We start from the raw sequence: 14019 nt of genomic DNA, 5'->3' as shown, positions 1-14019 counted from the left end.
TCGAGATTTCGCCGCCTATGCGCGTTATGATGGATTGGACTTCAGGGCATAGGCGATGGCGTCGGTCACAGACATGGGTTCGATGTTTTTAAAAATCTGGCGGGGTCGATCGTTTTTAACGAGTGTGGGGGTTTTGATGCTGAGGATCAGTTTCTTTCCAACCGTGGCATAGACCGGGGTCACCAGCGCCAACCACAAACTGGAGAGCCAGGGCGTTAACACCGGTACCGAAATGAAGAGTCGGCGCAGTCCTCTTTGGCGCGAGTATTCCTGCATGAGTTCTTTGTAAGACACCTGATCCGGCCCGCCAATTTCAAAGGTCTGATTCCCTTCCATTTTCAAGTCGATCGCCTGGACCAGATAATCCAGCGCGTCTTTGATACAGATGGGTTGAGCCTTGACCGAAACCCATCGCGGCATGATCATTATCGGCAAGCGTTCCGACAGGGCTTTGATCATTTCATAGGACAGGCTTCCCGCGCCGAGTACGATCGACGCCTGAAATTCAAATACCTGCGCACCGGACTTTCTTAACAAATCTCCGACATCTTTCCGGCTTTGAAGGTGGGGGGACAGGTCGGCTTCATTTTCAGCGGTCAGCGCGCCCAGATAAATGATTCGTTTGACGCCGTTTTGCGCCGCCGCTTTGGCAAAATTTTCTGCCGCTTCAGATTCCAGCTGTTGAAATTCGCTTTTTGAATCCATACTGTGGACCAGATAAAAAGCGACGTCTATGCCTTGCAAACTCTTCGCTACGCTGTCGTAGGAAAGCAGGTCGCCTTGCTCGACGGAGACGGAGCCCGGCAAGGGATCTCGAATTTTCTTCGGATCTCTAACCAGGCAACGAATTTCAAATTGCGACGCACTCAAACGCTTCAGCAATTGCCCTCCCACATAACCGGTCGCGCCTGTAACCAACACCTTCAATTTAGCGGCATCCATAATGATCTACCTGGCTTGAGGTGAATAACCGTCAAGAGCGCAAGTCGCGCAGATATTCGTTTCGAATGGCGCCGCTTTCATGAAAGCGCATCCATGCCATCGACATCATGACACCCGAAACAGAAACCGCACTCTTTTAAAGAACGCTCTCGCCTGGGAAGCGATACAATAAAAATAAGCTCCTGATCTCTATAAGGCAAGTTTCAATTCACGCTTATATGCAAGTACAGGAGAATTCGCCAGGCAGGAATCAACTCAACATCTGTCGTCTGGCGGCGGCAGTTGATGCGCTGAATAGAAAATGATAGTTTTACAAAGCGCTGTAGGCATGATTCCTGATCAACATGATCGCGGCCTCGCTCATTGCCGGAGGCAACGAAACCTTGTCGCATTTTTTGGAGAAAACAAGCATGTCCCGCAACTTTCTAAATAAGTTTTTTAGATATTCCGCGCCCGTCCTGCTGTGCTTTGTTCTCGGCGGCGGAATTGTCGAGGCTCAATCCGATTCCAGCGCCTCGCAATCGGCTAAAGCATGGGCGGTTGTCGATGGCTTTCGTTCCGCCAGTTTCGGGATGAATGAAAAGGACGTGCTGAAGGCGATCTCCAAAGATTTTGGAATTGGCAAAAAGAATATTGAACGGCTGGTTCATCCCACGGAAAAAACAACCAATCTTTCGGTCGCGGTTTCAAACCTTCTCCCGGAGTCAGGTCAGGCTCAGGTCATCTATAGCCTGGGATATCAATCGAAGCGCCTGATGAACGTGAATATTCTTTGGGGACAGCCTTTTGACGACACAGTGAAACCTCAAAGTCTCCTCGACACGGCAAACGCCTTGAGTTCTTTTTTCTCCAGACAACGTTTCGATCCAGACGGTTTATTGATCAATGCCGACTTGAAAAATGGAAACATCATTGTATTTCGCGGCAAAGATCAGAAAGGTCGAATGGTCCTGATCCATTTGACCAATCCCACGATAAAGGAAGGCGAAGCCCCGCCCAACCTGACTCTGCGCTTGTCCTATATTGCAGACCCGTCCGCGCCGGATATCTTTCATATCAAAAAGGGCGATTTTTGATTAAGGGGAGTAAACCGCCCGAACGGCATTAACAACTTATAGACCGACCTTTATAAATCCGGAATGACATCACAGAAAATCAAACTATTTTCGATCGGTTTCACCAAATCTTCAGCGGAATTTTTTTTCGAGCGTTTGCAAAAAAATGGAGTCAGGAAAGTCATCGACGTGCGTTTCAACAACGTCTCCCAGCTTTCCGGCTTCGCCAAGAAAAACGATCTGGAATATTTTCTACAAGCGCTGGCGGGTATCGATTACGAGCATCTGGAATGCCTCGCGCCTTCGAAGGAATTGTTCGAATCCTACAGGAAGGACCGCATCGACTGGCCGGAGTATAAAAAAAAGTATCTGGCGCTGATGAAGGAGCGCAAGGCGGCTAAAACGCTGAGCGCCGATTCTCTGGACGGAGCCTGCTTTCTATGTAGCGGCGTCAAACCCGATCATTGTCACCGCAGTCTGATCGCTGATTTTTTGCAGAAAGAATTGAAAATTTCCGCAGATATCAAGCATCTGTAAGGGAGTCATTCTGAGAGCAAGGCGCGACTGCTTTTCCCGAAAATCTAGCAGGTTGGGATGGAGAGAAAAAAGGTTGTTCCATCTCCCTCTGAACTTTCAAAGCGAATGGAACCGTTCATGGCTATCATCAGGCGAAGGGTTACCGACAGACCGACGCCGACGCCTTTGATCTCCGAATTCTCTCTGCCCAGGCGGTTGAAAGGTTCGAACACTTCACCCTCTTTGCCAAAGGGAATGCCAATGCCTGTATCTTTTACCGACACCAGCAAGGTCGAACCCGTCTGTTTCGCTTCCACATCGACCCTGCCGCCGCGTATATTGTACTTGATTGCGTTGGAAAGCAGATTGATCAGCGCCTGCTTGTAGCGCAGGCCATCCGCCAGGATCATTTGATTGTGCGGGATGCTGAAGTTAGTAATGATGGAAACATTCTTTTTATCCGCCTCCACCTGCATCATCTCCAGCACAGCGTCAATGATTGGATAAAACTCGATCAGATCGATCTTCACTCTCATGATGTTCGATTCTATTTTGGTCAGATCCAGTAAATCATTGATCATCTCGAACAAATACTGCCCCGAACTCAGGATGACCTGAAGACTTTTTCTAGAGGGATCGGCAGAATCGGGTGGAAAGTTTCTATCAAGCAACTGGGAAAAGCCAAGGATCGAATTGAGAGGGGTGAGCAGTTCATGGCTCATCATCGACAGAAATTCTGATTTTAACCGGTTGGCCTGCTCAAGATTTTGTTCGAGCAGTTTTCTTTGAGTGATGTCAATATGCGAAACGATGATATCGTTTCCTACGCCGTTCAACAATTTCGCATTCAAATTGAACCAGCGGATTTCGGTTGGAGAGTCGCAGGGATATTCGTAACTGAAAATTTTGGAGGATTGGGCGGCGGACTGAATGCCTGCGATGATTTTACGACCTTCTTTTGCCTCTTGCTCACAAGCCTTGTAATAATTGGCGCCAACTCCGGTGCGCGCCTCAACGCCGCCATTTTCAGAAGAGAACGTAGACCAGGATTGGTTTACATAAGAGATTTCACCATCTGGACGAATCACAGCGACGTGTTCTGGAAGAGCGTCCAGTATTTTTTTATGATTCACGGCAACCATTTTTCAACACGAAAACCTGGGATATGCCTTCATCCTGATATTATCGGTCAAGCCGCATATATAAACCGAAAATAAACTGACTTCGGTAACTATCCCGCCTGACACGAGTCTTGTGTTTCTCTTACTTCACATGAATCTGAAACTCCCGAAAATCAAACTTTAATTCTCCAGCGCCGCCATTCCCTCAGAAACCGCCATACGATCTCCGTTCAAAGAGACCCCCTAGCTTGGAACAGCGCCTTACTCTGGTTCCATTGGAGCGCCACTGGGGCAAGTAATCAAGTCCTATTATCGATTATTCGATATTATATAATGAACCATCCGGTTAACTCAACCTGGCAGTCCATAAAAATATACAATCAGGCCGGATTCCAGATTAAATTCCTGATCCGAATGAAACTAGACGGGCTTTATTTACGGAAGGAAAATGAATCGAGAGAGGACTTAAAGAGAGGCGCGGTAGAGTTCCAGAATGCGCTGGGCGGCGCGATCCCAGTTGAAGCGTTCTTTCGCCTGTTCGCGGGCGCTGGCGCCGAGGCGTTCCATCGTTTCCGGTTCGCGCAGGGCTTTTTGCATGGCGGCGGCGAGGGAGGCGGCGTCCTGCGGCGCAACCAACAGTCCGTTGACGTTGTCCTCGATGAATTCCGGCAAGGCTCCGGCCCGCGTCGCGATGCTGGGCAGTCCTGCGGCTTGCGCTTCCGCCACCGCGAGTCCAAAACTCTCGATGCGGGAGGGGAAAACGCCGTAACGGCACTGGCTCGCCAGTTCCTTGATCTGACAGGTCTGCATCCAGCCGTGATAATAGACTCGGTCCTGCAAGCCGAGGGCGGCGACCCGTTCTCGACTTGCGGTTTCGTAATTGCCTTCGCCCACCAGATGCAGACGCGCCGAGTCGTTTTCTTTCGAGATCGCGCTGAAAGCGTCGATCAATTCCGGCAAGCCTTTTTCCGCTTCCAATCGGCCCCAGAAGATAAAATCATTCGCCGTATCGCCGTTGCGATTCACCTCGAACCAGGAGGGTTCGACGCCGGGCGATACCAGTTCGATGCGTTCGGCGCTCGCCGGGCCGAGAGCGTCCACAATGAGGGATTTGGAAAATTCGCTGAACACAATCACCTGATCGGCGCGCTGTATCGCTTGTCGCATCAGATGCGGGTTGAGCGTTTTCAAAAGCGAGACGGGGTTCGCCAGACTTTTGAAAAAGCCCTGACGCGGAATGAAGGGCGCGTGCGAGGTGTAGAAAAATCGCGCGCCCGCCTGCCGACAGACCCGGTCGAAAAAAAACGCTTCTTCTCCATTGCCATGAACCACGTCGAAGCGGCGTTTTTCCAGCAGGAGTTCCAGCGCGCGCGGGAAAGTGAAGATCGCCGGGTTGAGCGTCGCAAAATCAAAATGACGCACCCAGTGGATGCGATACGGAACATCGGGGGCGACCATGTCCTTGAGGGTCGCCGAGTACAGGACATGCACTTCCTGATCCAGCCGCGTCAATGCGCAGGCCAGGTGATGTACGGCCAACTGACCGCCGCCCTTGACCTCCGCCCAGGGCGAGGCGTTGACGGTTAAGCAAATTTTCAAAATACCTTATCCTCCATGCGCGCGAACGCGGCGCGCTCTTGTTTCAAGAATCATTTTCTATTTGAGGTCGATGGTTTATAATCAAACCCGTCACCCCACAGGGCTGAACCCGTTGCATTTTTTGGAAACGGCTGAAACCTTAGCCGATTTTGCATCTGCATTCATCAAATTTTTTCAGGAGATATTCCTTACATGGCATCCAACAGTTCTTTCGACATTGTATCCGAGGTCGATCTGGCCGAAGTTCAAAATGCTATCAATCAGTCGATGATGGAAATTCGTCAGCGTTTCGACTTCAAAGGAAGTTGTAGCGAGATCAATCTCGACCAAAAAACCCAGGAAATCGTCATGACCTCGGATGATGAATTTAAGATGAAATCCGTTCTTGATATTTTGCAGGGGAAACTGGTGAAACGCAACGTCTCTTTGAAGGCGCTGGAATACGGCGCTGTGGAAGCGGCCTCCGGCGGCACAGCGCGCCAGACCATCAAACTGCAACAGGGCATCCCGCAGGACAAGGGAAAAGAGATCATCAAATTCATTAAAGGATCGGGTCTGAAAAAAGTTCAGGCGCAGATTCAGGACGATCAGGTCCGTGTGACGGGGAAAAACAAGGACGATTTGCAGGAAGCCATCAACCTGCTTAAAGACAAGGATTTCGGCATCCACATGTCCTTCACCAATTACAGATGACTACGCGGGGACACATGCGGCTCGGGCTGTGGATCGCAACGCTGTTGTTATTCAGCGCCTGCCAGAGCGCGTCCGCCGCCGCGCCCCTGTTCCACCCCCTATCCATCGAAAGCGCAGAAGACCTTGCTCCGCCAGTCCTGCGCTCACGCACAGCGCAGGTTCAATTCTCCGCCCTCAATGGCGATGCGCAGACGCCCACAGTCGGCGCCGCATTCACTCTCAATCTGTTTGAAGACCTTCAACTCGCCTGCGTCGTGACCGAAACGACCCCCAGCAAGGGCGGCGGCTGGATCGTCAATGCCCGAATCGAGCCGCCATCTTCCGGCAACGCCACCCTCACGATGAAGGAGGGGGTTCTCGTTGGCGCGGTTTACCTTGGCCCGATTCAGTACCGAATCCGCTATCTGGGAGACGGCGCGCACCGAATTGAAGAAATCAACCCCTCCCAATTTCCGCCCGACAGCGCGCCCATCCCCGCGCCCTGAAAAAAATTTCACCCCAGCAGTTCATTTCTGAAGTTTTTATCCGATAACAGAGATAAGATCTCTTTATTCTATTGTTGACTTATTCGGATATGGCCGCGAAAGCCTCTGTTTTCAGACATTTTATTTTAATCGGCCTGTTTCTTCTGGCAGGCGCCGCTCCGCAGGCAAGTCTTGCTCACGGGCAACCGGATTTATTTTCCGCCGTCAACATTTCCGGAGACTTTCCAGAAATGGGGGCGGAAGTCGCTCGCGCACGCGCGGTCTCGATCAACTGGGAACTCATGACCCCGCCGGGAACCTCGTCGGATGCGATGGACGACGTCACCCTGAACCTGTTCGACGACACCTCCATCCTCTGCGCTTTGGATTCCGTTTACGAGAACCTGTCCGGAAGCGTGACCTGGAGAGGGCATGTGCCTGGCGATTCCAAAAGCCTGATCTCTATGGTCGCCAAGGATTCCGTTGCCATCGGGCACATTGAAACATCCCAAGGCTCTTACCGAATCAAGTATGACGGCGCCAATCACTGGGTGGAAGAACTGAGAGCGGATGGATTTTCCGGCGACGGCGAACCCATTCACATCACGGCATCTTCAGGAGACGCCGCCCCATCGACAGCAAAAGACGACGGCACCATCATCGACGTTCTCGTCGTCTACACTCCGGAAGCCCGCGCCGATGCAGGCGGAACCACCGCGATGGAAAATGCGATCGACCTGGCAGAATCCCTCGCCAATACTTCATTATCTAACAGCGGCATTGTCCCTCGGCTTCGCGTCGTCGCCAAATCCGAACTCAGTTACAACGAAAACGGAGCCAGTTTTTCAACCATACTCAGCGACGCGCAAGCGGGAAACATCAGCAACCTGCACACTCTTCGCAACCAGTTCGGCGCAGACCTTGTCGCCGTTCTCATACAGGGGGACAACAGTCTGTGCGGGCTGGCCTATCTGCAATCCAACGTGTCCAGTTCCTTCGCCAGCTTCGGTTACTCCGTCACCGATCACGACTGCATCAGCAACCACACATTCACGCATGAAATCGGCCACAATTTGGGAGCGCGCCACGACCGGGCCAACGACAATACGGACAACTCACCGTTCACTTTCAATCATGGATACATCGACACCAGCAATAACTTCCGCACCATCATGGGCACGCAAACCGGTTGCTCCACCTGTACGCGCATACAATACTGGTCCAACCCCGACGCCACCTACAATGGCGCCGTGCTGGGCGTCGCCGAAGGCAACGCCAGCGCCGCAGACAATCGCAAAACGCTCAACCAGACAGCGGCCAATACGGCGGCGTTTCGAGATTCCGTCATCTCCACTGAATTTTTTAACGATGCGGGACCCGACGCCAAAGTCATCTCGCCTTACTGGCAGGCCAGCGACAGCTCTTACTCCTTCATCGCCGTCTCGCACCCTTCGCTCGACTCAATGAATTCTGTAATCGGCGTCAAGGTACACGCCGTTTTGAGGGATGGAAGCGCCTATGGCGCGGCGGCGGAGTTCACAGTATCGGCGGGGCAAACCCAGCAAGTCTTTATCACCGGATCGAACAACAGCTCGGTCAACGCCACGCAAATTAGCTCCGGCGCTTTTGTGATCGGCACGTCCGACGGGAGCGGTCAGGTTCTGGTTCACCCGATCGCAACCAACCCCAAATCGCTTCTCGGAAGCTCGGGCGTTTCTGGACGCGGCTTTCCCGACGTCACCCTGCTCAGCATCTGGGGCGCCATCGTCATCCCGGAAACCGGGGGCAATAACGGCTTTGCTATGGAATTTATCGGGGACACGCACGACAGCGTGCGCGGCATCAACACCAGCCAACCTTGAGTGTCAGTTGGCCAGGCGCTGAAACGCCAACAGCGTCTGGTCGTCGCGAGCGACGCCTCCGCGTGAATATTCTTTCAAACGCAGGCTCACCAAATCCAGAAAACTTTCTGGATCCGCCACGCTTCCATGCATCAATTCGGAAAGCCGACTCATACCAAATTGCTTGCCCGCGGGATTCTGGATTTCAATCGCGCCATCGGTAAAAAGAAATGCCATATCGCCCGGTCTCAATTCAGTTTCCTGAACTGTGTAGACCGTGTCCGGCAAAACGCCAACGGGAACCTCGCGCGCGGGAAACTCTTCGATATTGCCTTGCCCGGCGCGCTTCAATAATAAAGGCAGGTGCCCGGCGCTGGAAATCCTCATCGCTCCCGTTTCCAGATTCAGATACAGAAAAATCAGGGTGGCAAACACGCCGTGACTGGAGCGCTCCAGCATGACCTTGTTCACTGCATTCAAGGCATCCGACGGGTCTTCGGAGCCGGAAACATAACGCAGATCGCTCAACAGCTTCGCCATTGTCAGCGCCGCCGAGGCGCCTTTACCCGCCACATCGCCAATAACGATTCCCAGACGCGTGCCCAGGCGAATGAAATCGTAAAAATCGCCGCCGATGAATTTTGCCGAAGTCATTCGCGCCGCAAAGCGATAATTCGGAGACGATGGCGGATGTTGTGGAAGAAAATCATTCTGAACGCGACTCGCCAGACGCAATTCACTTTCCATGCTTTCTTTTTCGGCGGTGATGATTCTCAACTTCTCTTCCGCCAATTTGGCTTCGGTAATATCCTTGCCGTAAACGTTGACGTAGCCTTCCTCCTGAATCGGCGTCATATCGAAACTGTAGATGCGTCCCCGGTTGCGCGACTCCAGCTCCACCTGCCTGCCAGACTTCAACGCTTTCGACAGCGGTTCACAGAAGCCGCTCGGCAAATCATTGCACTCGCCCTGCCAGTTGTCGAACAAGGCTTGCGCCGCGCTATTGGCGTAGATCAATGCGCCGTCCTGATTCGCCCGAAATACCGGGTTGGGGTTGTCCGAAACAAAGCGGGACAGGCTTTCAATTTTCTGAAAGGCTTCGGCATTTGCAATCGCCGCGGCCAGATGATCCGCCAGAATGCGGCCCCAGACCTGCCCTTCAGACAAACCGTCCGCTTCGGGTTCGATTTCAAGAAATATGGCAAACACGCCCAACAGCCGATCCTTGAAAACCAGAGGAAAGGCCAGCATCCCTTTAACGTTTTTTTCACGCGCCCAGTTGCGACTGTCTTCGCAGCGCGCGTCGTTTTGCATGTTGATGAGTTTCTGGAGCTGTTGACTCTCTCCCGCCCGCCCAACCATCCGGCGCCCCAGGGGCACGCGGCGATACAAATCTTCGCAGAACTCCGGGACCTTCGCGCACTCGGATTCCAGCGAAGATGTTTCAGCAGACGATTCCAGTTGCAGGCAATCTACATGTTGCGGACACTCGTCGCGCAAGGCGCAACGCTCGCAATCATCGCCCGGTTTCAGTCGCCACAGGCGCACCATCGCCACCTTGGGTCTCTCTAACAAACGTCGCTCAATCAAACGTCTCAAGGAGTCCCAGTTTCGCTCCTGAGCCATATCCAGAAGCAAATCCTTCATGGAATCAAATTCCGGTTCAAATTCCGGTTCAAATTCCGGTTCAAATGGGGGTTCAAATGGGGGTTCAGACGACATGCTCAAATTTCCTGACTCGAATCCGTTGAGTGAAATTATTCACTGCAAGCGGTAAATTAATCGTTAAAGTCCATCATAATAATTGTTAGAATAAAAGCATACATAAATCTAAATCAGCATCGCTAATACAAAGATATAAATCCATTCTGGAGTTAAAATAATGAACCTGAAAAGTATTTTTGTCTTCGTCATTTGCCTGATCGCGCCCAACTTTGCATTCGCAGAGGATTCTGTTTATCAAGCGCTACCCGAAGTGACGCACCCTGCCGACAACGCATGGTCGCAGGAAAAAGAAAATCTTGGCAAGGCTCTTTATTTCGACCCCCGACTTTCTGGAAGCAACTGGATCAGTTGCGCCACCTGCCACAATCCGGGCTTGGGCTGGGGCGACGGCCTGCCTCGCGCCCTTGGCGACATGCAAAAAGAATTGGGGCGACACAGTCCCACCATCATCAACAGCGCTTATTTTGACTTTCAGTTCTGGGATGGTCGAGCAAAAACGCTCGAAGAACAAGCTTTGGGTCCCATTGTTTCCAAGGTCGAGATGAATCAGAATATGGATGAGTTGATCAAGGAATTGAAAGCGATCCCCGGCTATGTGAAGAAATTCAACACCGTGTTCGGCAAAACCGGAATCACGCCGACGAATATAGGAAAAGCCATCGCCACCTATGAACGCTCCATCATTTCAAAAAATTCTCCCTACGATAAATACTGGAAGGGCGACAAGAAAGCCATGTCGAAGTCTGCCGTGCGCGGAATGGAGTTGTATTTTGGCAAGGCCCGATGCACCTTCTGCCATAATGGCCCGAACTTCACCGACAGCGGCTTTCATAATCTTGGCATCAAAAATCAGGGTCCGTTGAAAGAAGACCTGGGTCGCTTCAACGTCACTAAAAATCCAGACGACAAGGGCGCCTTCAAAACGCCGGGACTGCGTCACGTCTCCCGCTCGGCCCCTTACATGCACGACGGCAGTCTGGCGACGCTGGAGGACGTGATTGATTTTTACAATCGCGGCGGCGACGTCGAGACCAACCGCTCGCCGATGATGACCCCGCTGGGACTGTCCAAACAGGAAAAAGCGGACCTGGTCGAATTTATGAAGGCTTTGGAAGGCGAAGCGATTGAACCGACGCTTGTAGAATTACCATAAACCCGTTCAAAGGAGTCGGCCTGTGAACAATGTGGATGAAATTGATTTTCGAGACCCGCTCACCGCGTTTCTGGCGGATAAAACCATGTCGGTGCCGATGGGACAGGCTCTGATCTTTGTTATTCTGATCTGCCTGTGCATGCTGTTCATGAGGTTTCGCCTGGGCCTGCTGATATCGTATATGTTTGTTTATTATTGGGGCTTTGTCTTCAATCGCTCCTATTTTGTCGATATTTTGGGGGACACCACAACGGGATTGTACCTTTATACCTTTTCAGGATTCATCATGCTGGCCCTTGCGGCTGTGGGTCTGCTGAAAACCGCCCGCTGACGATTCCCCGAAAATGATTGACATAACTATTTGAAAAAATTAAACTTTTAGGGCGCGCAAATAATTTAAAATTATCGGAAAGGAGTCCCTATCAATCAGGACTCCCATCTCTCAGGAATGGTTATGAAACAACCCATACGACTCACCATCCCAAGCGATCCGCGCTTTTTATGCGTCAATCGAAAGGCGCTCCAGCAAATTCTCAAATGCTATGAAGCGCCTGAAGAACTGGCTGGCAAGTTGGCGCTCTGCGTCGACGAAGCCTGCTCCAATGTCATCAAATATAGCTACGAAGGGGAGACCGGTCACTCCATCGAGATATGCTACAAAATTGAAGACGATGTGTTTGAGGTCAGCATCCGCGACTATGGCAAGCAATGCGACGCCTCCGAGTTCAAACCCAGGTGTCTGGACGACGTCAAACCGGGGGGACTCGGCACTTTCTTCATCAACCAAATCATGGACAACGTGACTTATTGCACCAATCGGGAAAAGGGAACCTTATTGACAATGACCAAAGACATGAAAAAAGAAATGTCCGCTACACGGGAAAGGGTGGTTTAGCTTCATGAGTCTACAGCTTGAGCAGGAAGAGACCAACGGCGTCATCACCGTCTCCATCGAAGGAGAGATCGACATGAGCGCCTCGCCCAAGGTTCGCGACTTTCTGGCGCCGCTGTTCAAAATGGATCGCTCCATCATCGTTGACTTGTCCAAAGTCCCCTATATTGACAGCTCCGGCATCGCGACGCTGGTCGAAGGATTGCAATGGAGCCACAACAGCAGTAAAAAGTTTCGCCTGTCCAATCTGAGTCCCACCGTAAAAGATGTTTTTGAAATTGCCCGACTGTTGACGGTTTTTGAAGTGTTTGACTCCAAGGAGGAGGCCCTGCAGGGAGCTTGAGCCAGGGGAGTTTGCAAATTTTTGAAGGGCGATCATTGTGAAAGCGTTTTTTGGTTATATTGGACGGAGCGCATTCCGTAGCTGGGGCGCGGCAGAAGAATTTTTTAAAGAAATCAGCGGGGTCTATTATCTGACCCGTTCCACAGTTTACTGCACCTTCATCGAACCGTTTCGCGGCAAGCCGAATAAATGGCGACCGGTCTGGACCCAGATGGAAGAGGTGGGCGTCAAGTCCACCACCATCGTCTTTCTCGTCTCCTTTTTGATCGGCGTGATCCTGGCCTTTCAAACCGCGTCGCAGTTGGAACGCCTGGGCGCTCTGGATTACGTCGGAGCGCTGGTCGGCGTTTCCGTCACGCGCGAACTCGGCCCCTTGATGACGGCGCTGGTCATGGCCGGGCGGGTGGGCGCGGCGTTCACCGCAGAGATGGGCACCATGAAAGTGTCCGACGAAATTCTCGCCCTCGAAACGATGGCGTTGAATCCCGTCAAGTTCCTCATCACCCCACGCTTTCTGGCCATCCTCATCATGTTGCCTTGTCTGACGATCATGGCGGACGTGATGGGCATTCTCGGCGGTTTCGTCGTTGGCGTCACCACGCTGGGCATCGACCCGATAGCGTATTACGACCGCTCGCTGGAAGCCATGCAGGTCAAGGACGTCGTCACCGGGCTGGTGAAAAGCGGCGTCTTTGCAATCATCATCGTGATGATCGGCAGTTACATGGCCTTCATCATCGAAGGCGGCGCGGAAAAAGTCGGACAAAACACCCGCACCGCAGTGGTCATTTCGATGATCTTAATCATCATCGCGGACCTGATTTTCACCGCATTATTCTTTTTCTTTACCTGACGGGCGCGCTCTTCTATGATTACAGTCAATCATTTACATAAATCGTTTGGCGAAGGCGACAAGAAACTGGTCGTTCTCGACGATTTCAGCGCGCATTTTGAGACGGGAAAAACCACCTCGATCATTGGCGGAAGCGGAAGCGGCAAAAGCACCGTTCTCAAGCACCTCATCGGCGTTTACAAGCCGGATCAGGGCGAGATCATCATCGACGGCGAGGACATCACTAAACTGAACCACGAGGGCCTGAGCCGGGTGCGAAAAAAATTCGGCATCATGTTCCAGAGCGGCGCCCTGTTCAATTCGCTCACCGTCGAGGACAACGTCGCTCTGCCCCTGCGCGAACACACGCAGTTGAACGAGAGCACGATACAGATCATGGTCAAGATGAAGCTGGAGATGGTGGGGTTGCGGGGGGCGGATCATTTGAAACCGGCGCAGTTGTCCGGCGGAATGATCAAGCGCATCGCTTTGGCGAGGGCGATCGCGCTGGACCCAAAAATCGTTTTCTACGACGAGCCGTCCGCCGGACTCGACCCGATCTCCATCGGCGTCATCGACAAGCTCATCATGGACCTCAGCAAGAAGATGCGCATCACCTCCGTGGTCATCACGCACGAGATACCCAGCGCGATGCGTATCTCCGACAAGATCATCATGCTGTACAAAGGAAAGATCATCGCTTCCGGAACGCCGGAAGACATACGACAAAGCGAGGACCCGCGCGTCCAGCAATTCATTAACGGCAGTCCCGACGGCCCCATTCCCTTCAGCAAATCGCAGAAAGATTACGGCGCAGAACTGAAAGAAATGGAATTCACCTGA

15 protein-coding genes are annotated in these 14019 nt (G+C 52.2%); 11 read left to right on the top strand and 4 right to left on the bottom strand.

Annotated elements, in window-relative coordinates; genetic code table 11:
* Positions 1 to 24: 24 nt before the first annotated feature.
* Positions 25 to 942 (bottom strand): NAD(P)H-binding protein, encoded by a 918-nt coding sequence (locus G3M78_04740; protein ID QPJ64733.1) that lies wholly within the window; start codon positions 940 to 942, stop codon positions 25 to 27.
* Positions 943 to 1286: 344 nt separating this feature from the next.
* On the opposite strand from G3M78_04740, the gene G3M78_04735 reads away from it, so the two are divergent.
* Together G3M78_04735 and G3M78_04730 are read left to right on the top strand one after the other, a co-directional pair.
* Positions 1287 to 2018, top strand: a complete 732-nt coding sequence (locus G3M78_04735; protein ID QPJ64732.1) for a hypothetical protein — start codon at positions 1287 to 1289, stop codon at positions 2016 to 2018.
* Positions 2019 to 2081: 63 nt separating this feature from the next.
* The gene (locus G3M78_04730; protein QPJ64731.1) at positions 2082 to 2534 is read left to right on the top strand and encodes a DUF488 domain-containing protein; all 453 of its coding nucleotides are present in this window, start codon (positions 2082 to 2084) and stop codon (positions 2532 to 2534) included.
* A gap of 44 nt (positions 2535 to 2578) precedes the next feature.
* On the opposite strand, the gene G3M78_04725 is transcribed toward G3M78_04730, so the two are convergent.
* Positions 2579 to 3646 (bottom strand): PAS domain-containing sensor histidine kinase, encoded by a 1068-nt coding sequence (locus tag G3M78_04725; protein ID QPJ64730.1) that lies wholly within the window; start codon positions 3644 to 3646, stop codon positions 2579 to 2581.
* A gap of 453 nt (positions 3647 to 4099) precedes the next feature.
* A complete protein-coding gene (locus tag G3M78_04720) occupies positions 4100 to 5233 on the bottom strand; it encodes a glycosyltransferase family 4 protein (protein ID QPJ64729.1) in 1134 nt (377 codons plus the stop codon).
* 192 nt (positions 5234 to 5425) lie between these two features.
* Between G3M78_04720 and G3M78_04715 the strand changes: the two genes are divergently transcribed.
* The 3 genes from G3M78_04715 to G3M78_04705 all read left to right on the top strand — a co-directional run bounded on the left by G3M78_04715 (position 5426) and on the right by G3M78_04705 (position 8252).
* Complete coding sequence (locus tag G3M78_04715) at positions 5426 to 5926, top strand: YajQ family cyclic di-GMP-binding protein (GenBank protein QPJ64728.1); 501 nt, start codon at positions 5426 to 5428, stop codon at positions 5924 to 5926.
* A gap of 14 nt (positions 5927 to 5940) precedes the next feature.
* Positions 5941 to 6411 (top strand): hypothetical protein, encoded by a 471-nt coding sequence (locus G3M78_04710; GenBank protein QPJ64727.1) that lies wholly within the window; start codon positions 5941 to 5943, stop codon positions 6409 to 6411.
* Positions 6412 to 6500: 89 nt separating this feature from the next.
* On the top strand, positions 6501 to 8252 hold the full coding sequence (locus tag G3M78_04705; GenBank protein ID QPJ64726.1) for a hypothetical protein: 1752 nt from the start codon (positions 6501 to 6503) through the stop codon (positions 8250 to 8252).
* 3 nt (positions 8253 to 8255) lie between these two features.
* Here the strand turns inward: G3M78_04705 and G3M78_04700 are convergent, their stop codons facing one another.
* Positions 8256 to 9953 carry a PP2C family protein-serine/threonine phosphatase gene (locus G3M78_04700; GenBank protein ID QPJ64725.1) on the bottom strand — a complete coding sequence of 566 codons (1698 nt, stop codon included), beginning with the start codon at positions 9951 to 9953 and terminating at the stop codon, positions 8256 to 8258.
* A gap of 160 nt (positions 9954 to 10113) precedes the next feature.
* On the opposite strand from G3M78_04700, the gene G3M78_04695 reads away from it, so the two are divergent.
* From G3M78_04695 to G3M78_04670, 6 genes are all read left to right on the top strand, one after another.
* On the top strand, positions 10114 to 11109 hold the full coding sequence (locus G3M78_04695) for a cytochrome-c peroxidase (protein QPJ64724.1): 996 nt from the start codon (positions 10114 to 10116) through the stop codon (positions 11107 to 11109).
* A gap of 22 nt (positions 11110 to 11131) precedes the next feature.
* Positions 11132 to 11440, top strand: a complete 309-nt coding sequence (locus tag G3M78_04690) for a hypothetical protein (GenBank protein ID QPJ64723.1) — start codon at positions 11132 to 11134, stop codon at positions 11438 to 11440.
* 123 nt (positions 11441 to 11563) lie between these two features.
* Positions 11564 to 12004 carry an ATP-binding protein gene (locus tag G3M78_04685; protein QPJ64722.1) on the top strand — a complete coding sequence of 147 codons (441 nt, stop codon included), beginning with the start codon at positions 11564 to 11566 and terminating at the stop codon, positions 12002 to 12004.
* Between the two features lie 4 nt (positions 12005 to 12008).
* A complete protein-coding gene (locus tag G3M78_04680) occupies positions 12009 to 12344 on the top strand; it encodes an STAS domain-containing protein (protein ID QPJ64721.1) in 336 nt (111 codons plus the stop codon).
* A 58-nt stretch (positions 12345 to 12402) separates the two neighbouring features.
* On the top strand, positions 12403 to 13197 hold the full coding sequence (locus tag G3M78_04675) for an ABC transporter permease (protein QPJ66766.1): 795 nt from the start codon (positions 12403 to 12405) through the stop codon (positions 13195 to 13197).
* A gap of 15 nt (positions 13198 to 13212) precedes the next feature.
* Complete coding sequence (locus G3M78_04670; protein QPJ64720.1) at positions 13213 to 14019, top strand: ABC transporter ATP-binding protein; 807 nt, start codon at positions 13213 to 13215, stop codon at positions 14017 to 14019.

This window comes from Candidatus Nitrohelix vancouverensis (assembly GCA_015698305.1).
In the GTDB taxonomy this organism is placed as follows: Bacteria; Nitrospinota; Nitrospinia; order Nitrospinales; family VA-1; genus Nitrohelix; species Nitrohelix vancouverensis.
Note: the sequence above shows the minus strand (reverse complement) of the source record. Positions and strands in the feature narration are given on the sequence as shown.

What these genes read in the sequence shown, in the direction of transcription:
- G3M78_04740 (QPJ64733.1), bottom strand. Translation starts at nt 942, where the DNA reads ATGGATGCCGCTAAATTGAAGGTGTTGGTTACAGGCGCGACCGGTTAT.
- G3M78_04735 (QPJ64732.1), top strand. Translation starts at nt 1,287, where the DNA reads ATGATCGCGGCCTCGCTCATTGCCGGAGGCAACGAAACCTTGTCGCAT.
- G3M78_04730 (QPJ64731.1), top strand. Translation starts at nt 2,082, where the DNA reads ATGACATCACAGAAAATCAAACTATTTTCGATCGGTTTCACCAAATCT.
- G3M78_04715 (QPJ64728.1), top strand. Translation starts at nt 5,426, where the DNA reads ATGGCATCCAACAGTTCTTTCGACATTGTATCCGAGGTCGATCTGGCC.
- G3M78_04710 (QPJ64727.1), top strand. Translation starts at nt 5,941, where the DNA reads ATGCGGCTCGGGCTGTGGATCGCAACGCTGTTGTTATTCAGCGCCTGC.
- G3M78_04705 (QPJ64726.1), top strand. Translation starts at nt 6,501, where the DNA reads ATGGCCGCGAAAGCCTCTGTTTTCAGACATTTTATTTTAATCGGCCTG.
- G3M78_04700 (QPJ64725.1), bottom strand. Translation starts at nt 9,953, where the DNA reads ATGTCGTCTGAACCCCCATTTGAACCCCCATTTGAACCGGAATTTGAA.
- G3M78_04695 (QPJ64724.1), top strand. Translation starts at nt 10,114, where the DNA reads ATGAACCTGAAAAGTATTTTTGTCTTCGTCATTTGCCTGATCGCGCCC.
- G3M78_04685 (QPJ64722.1), top strand. Translation starts at nt 11,564, where the DNA reads ATGAAACAACCCATACGACTCACCATCCCAAGCGATCCGCGCTTTTTA.
- G3M78_04680 (QPJ64721.1), top strand. Translation starts at nt 12,009, where the DNA reads ATGAGTCTACAGCTTGAGCAGGAAGAGACCAACGGCGTCATCACCGTC.
- G3M78_04670 (QPJ64720.1), top strand. Translation starts at nt 13,213, where the DNA reads ATGATTACAGTCAATCATTTACATAAATCGTTTGGCGAAGGCGACAAG.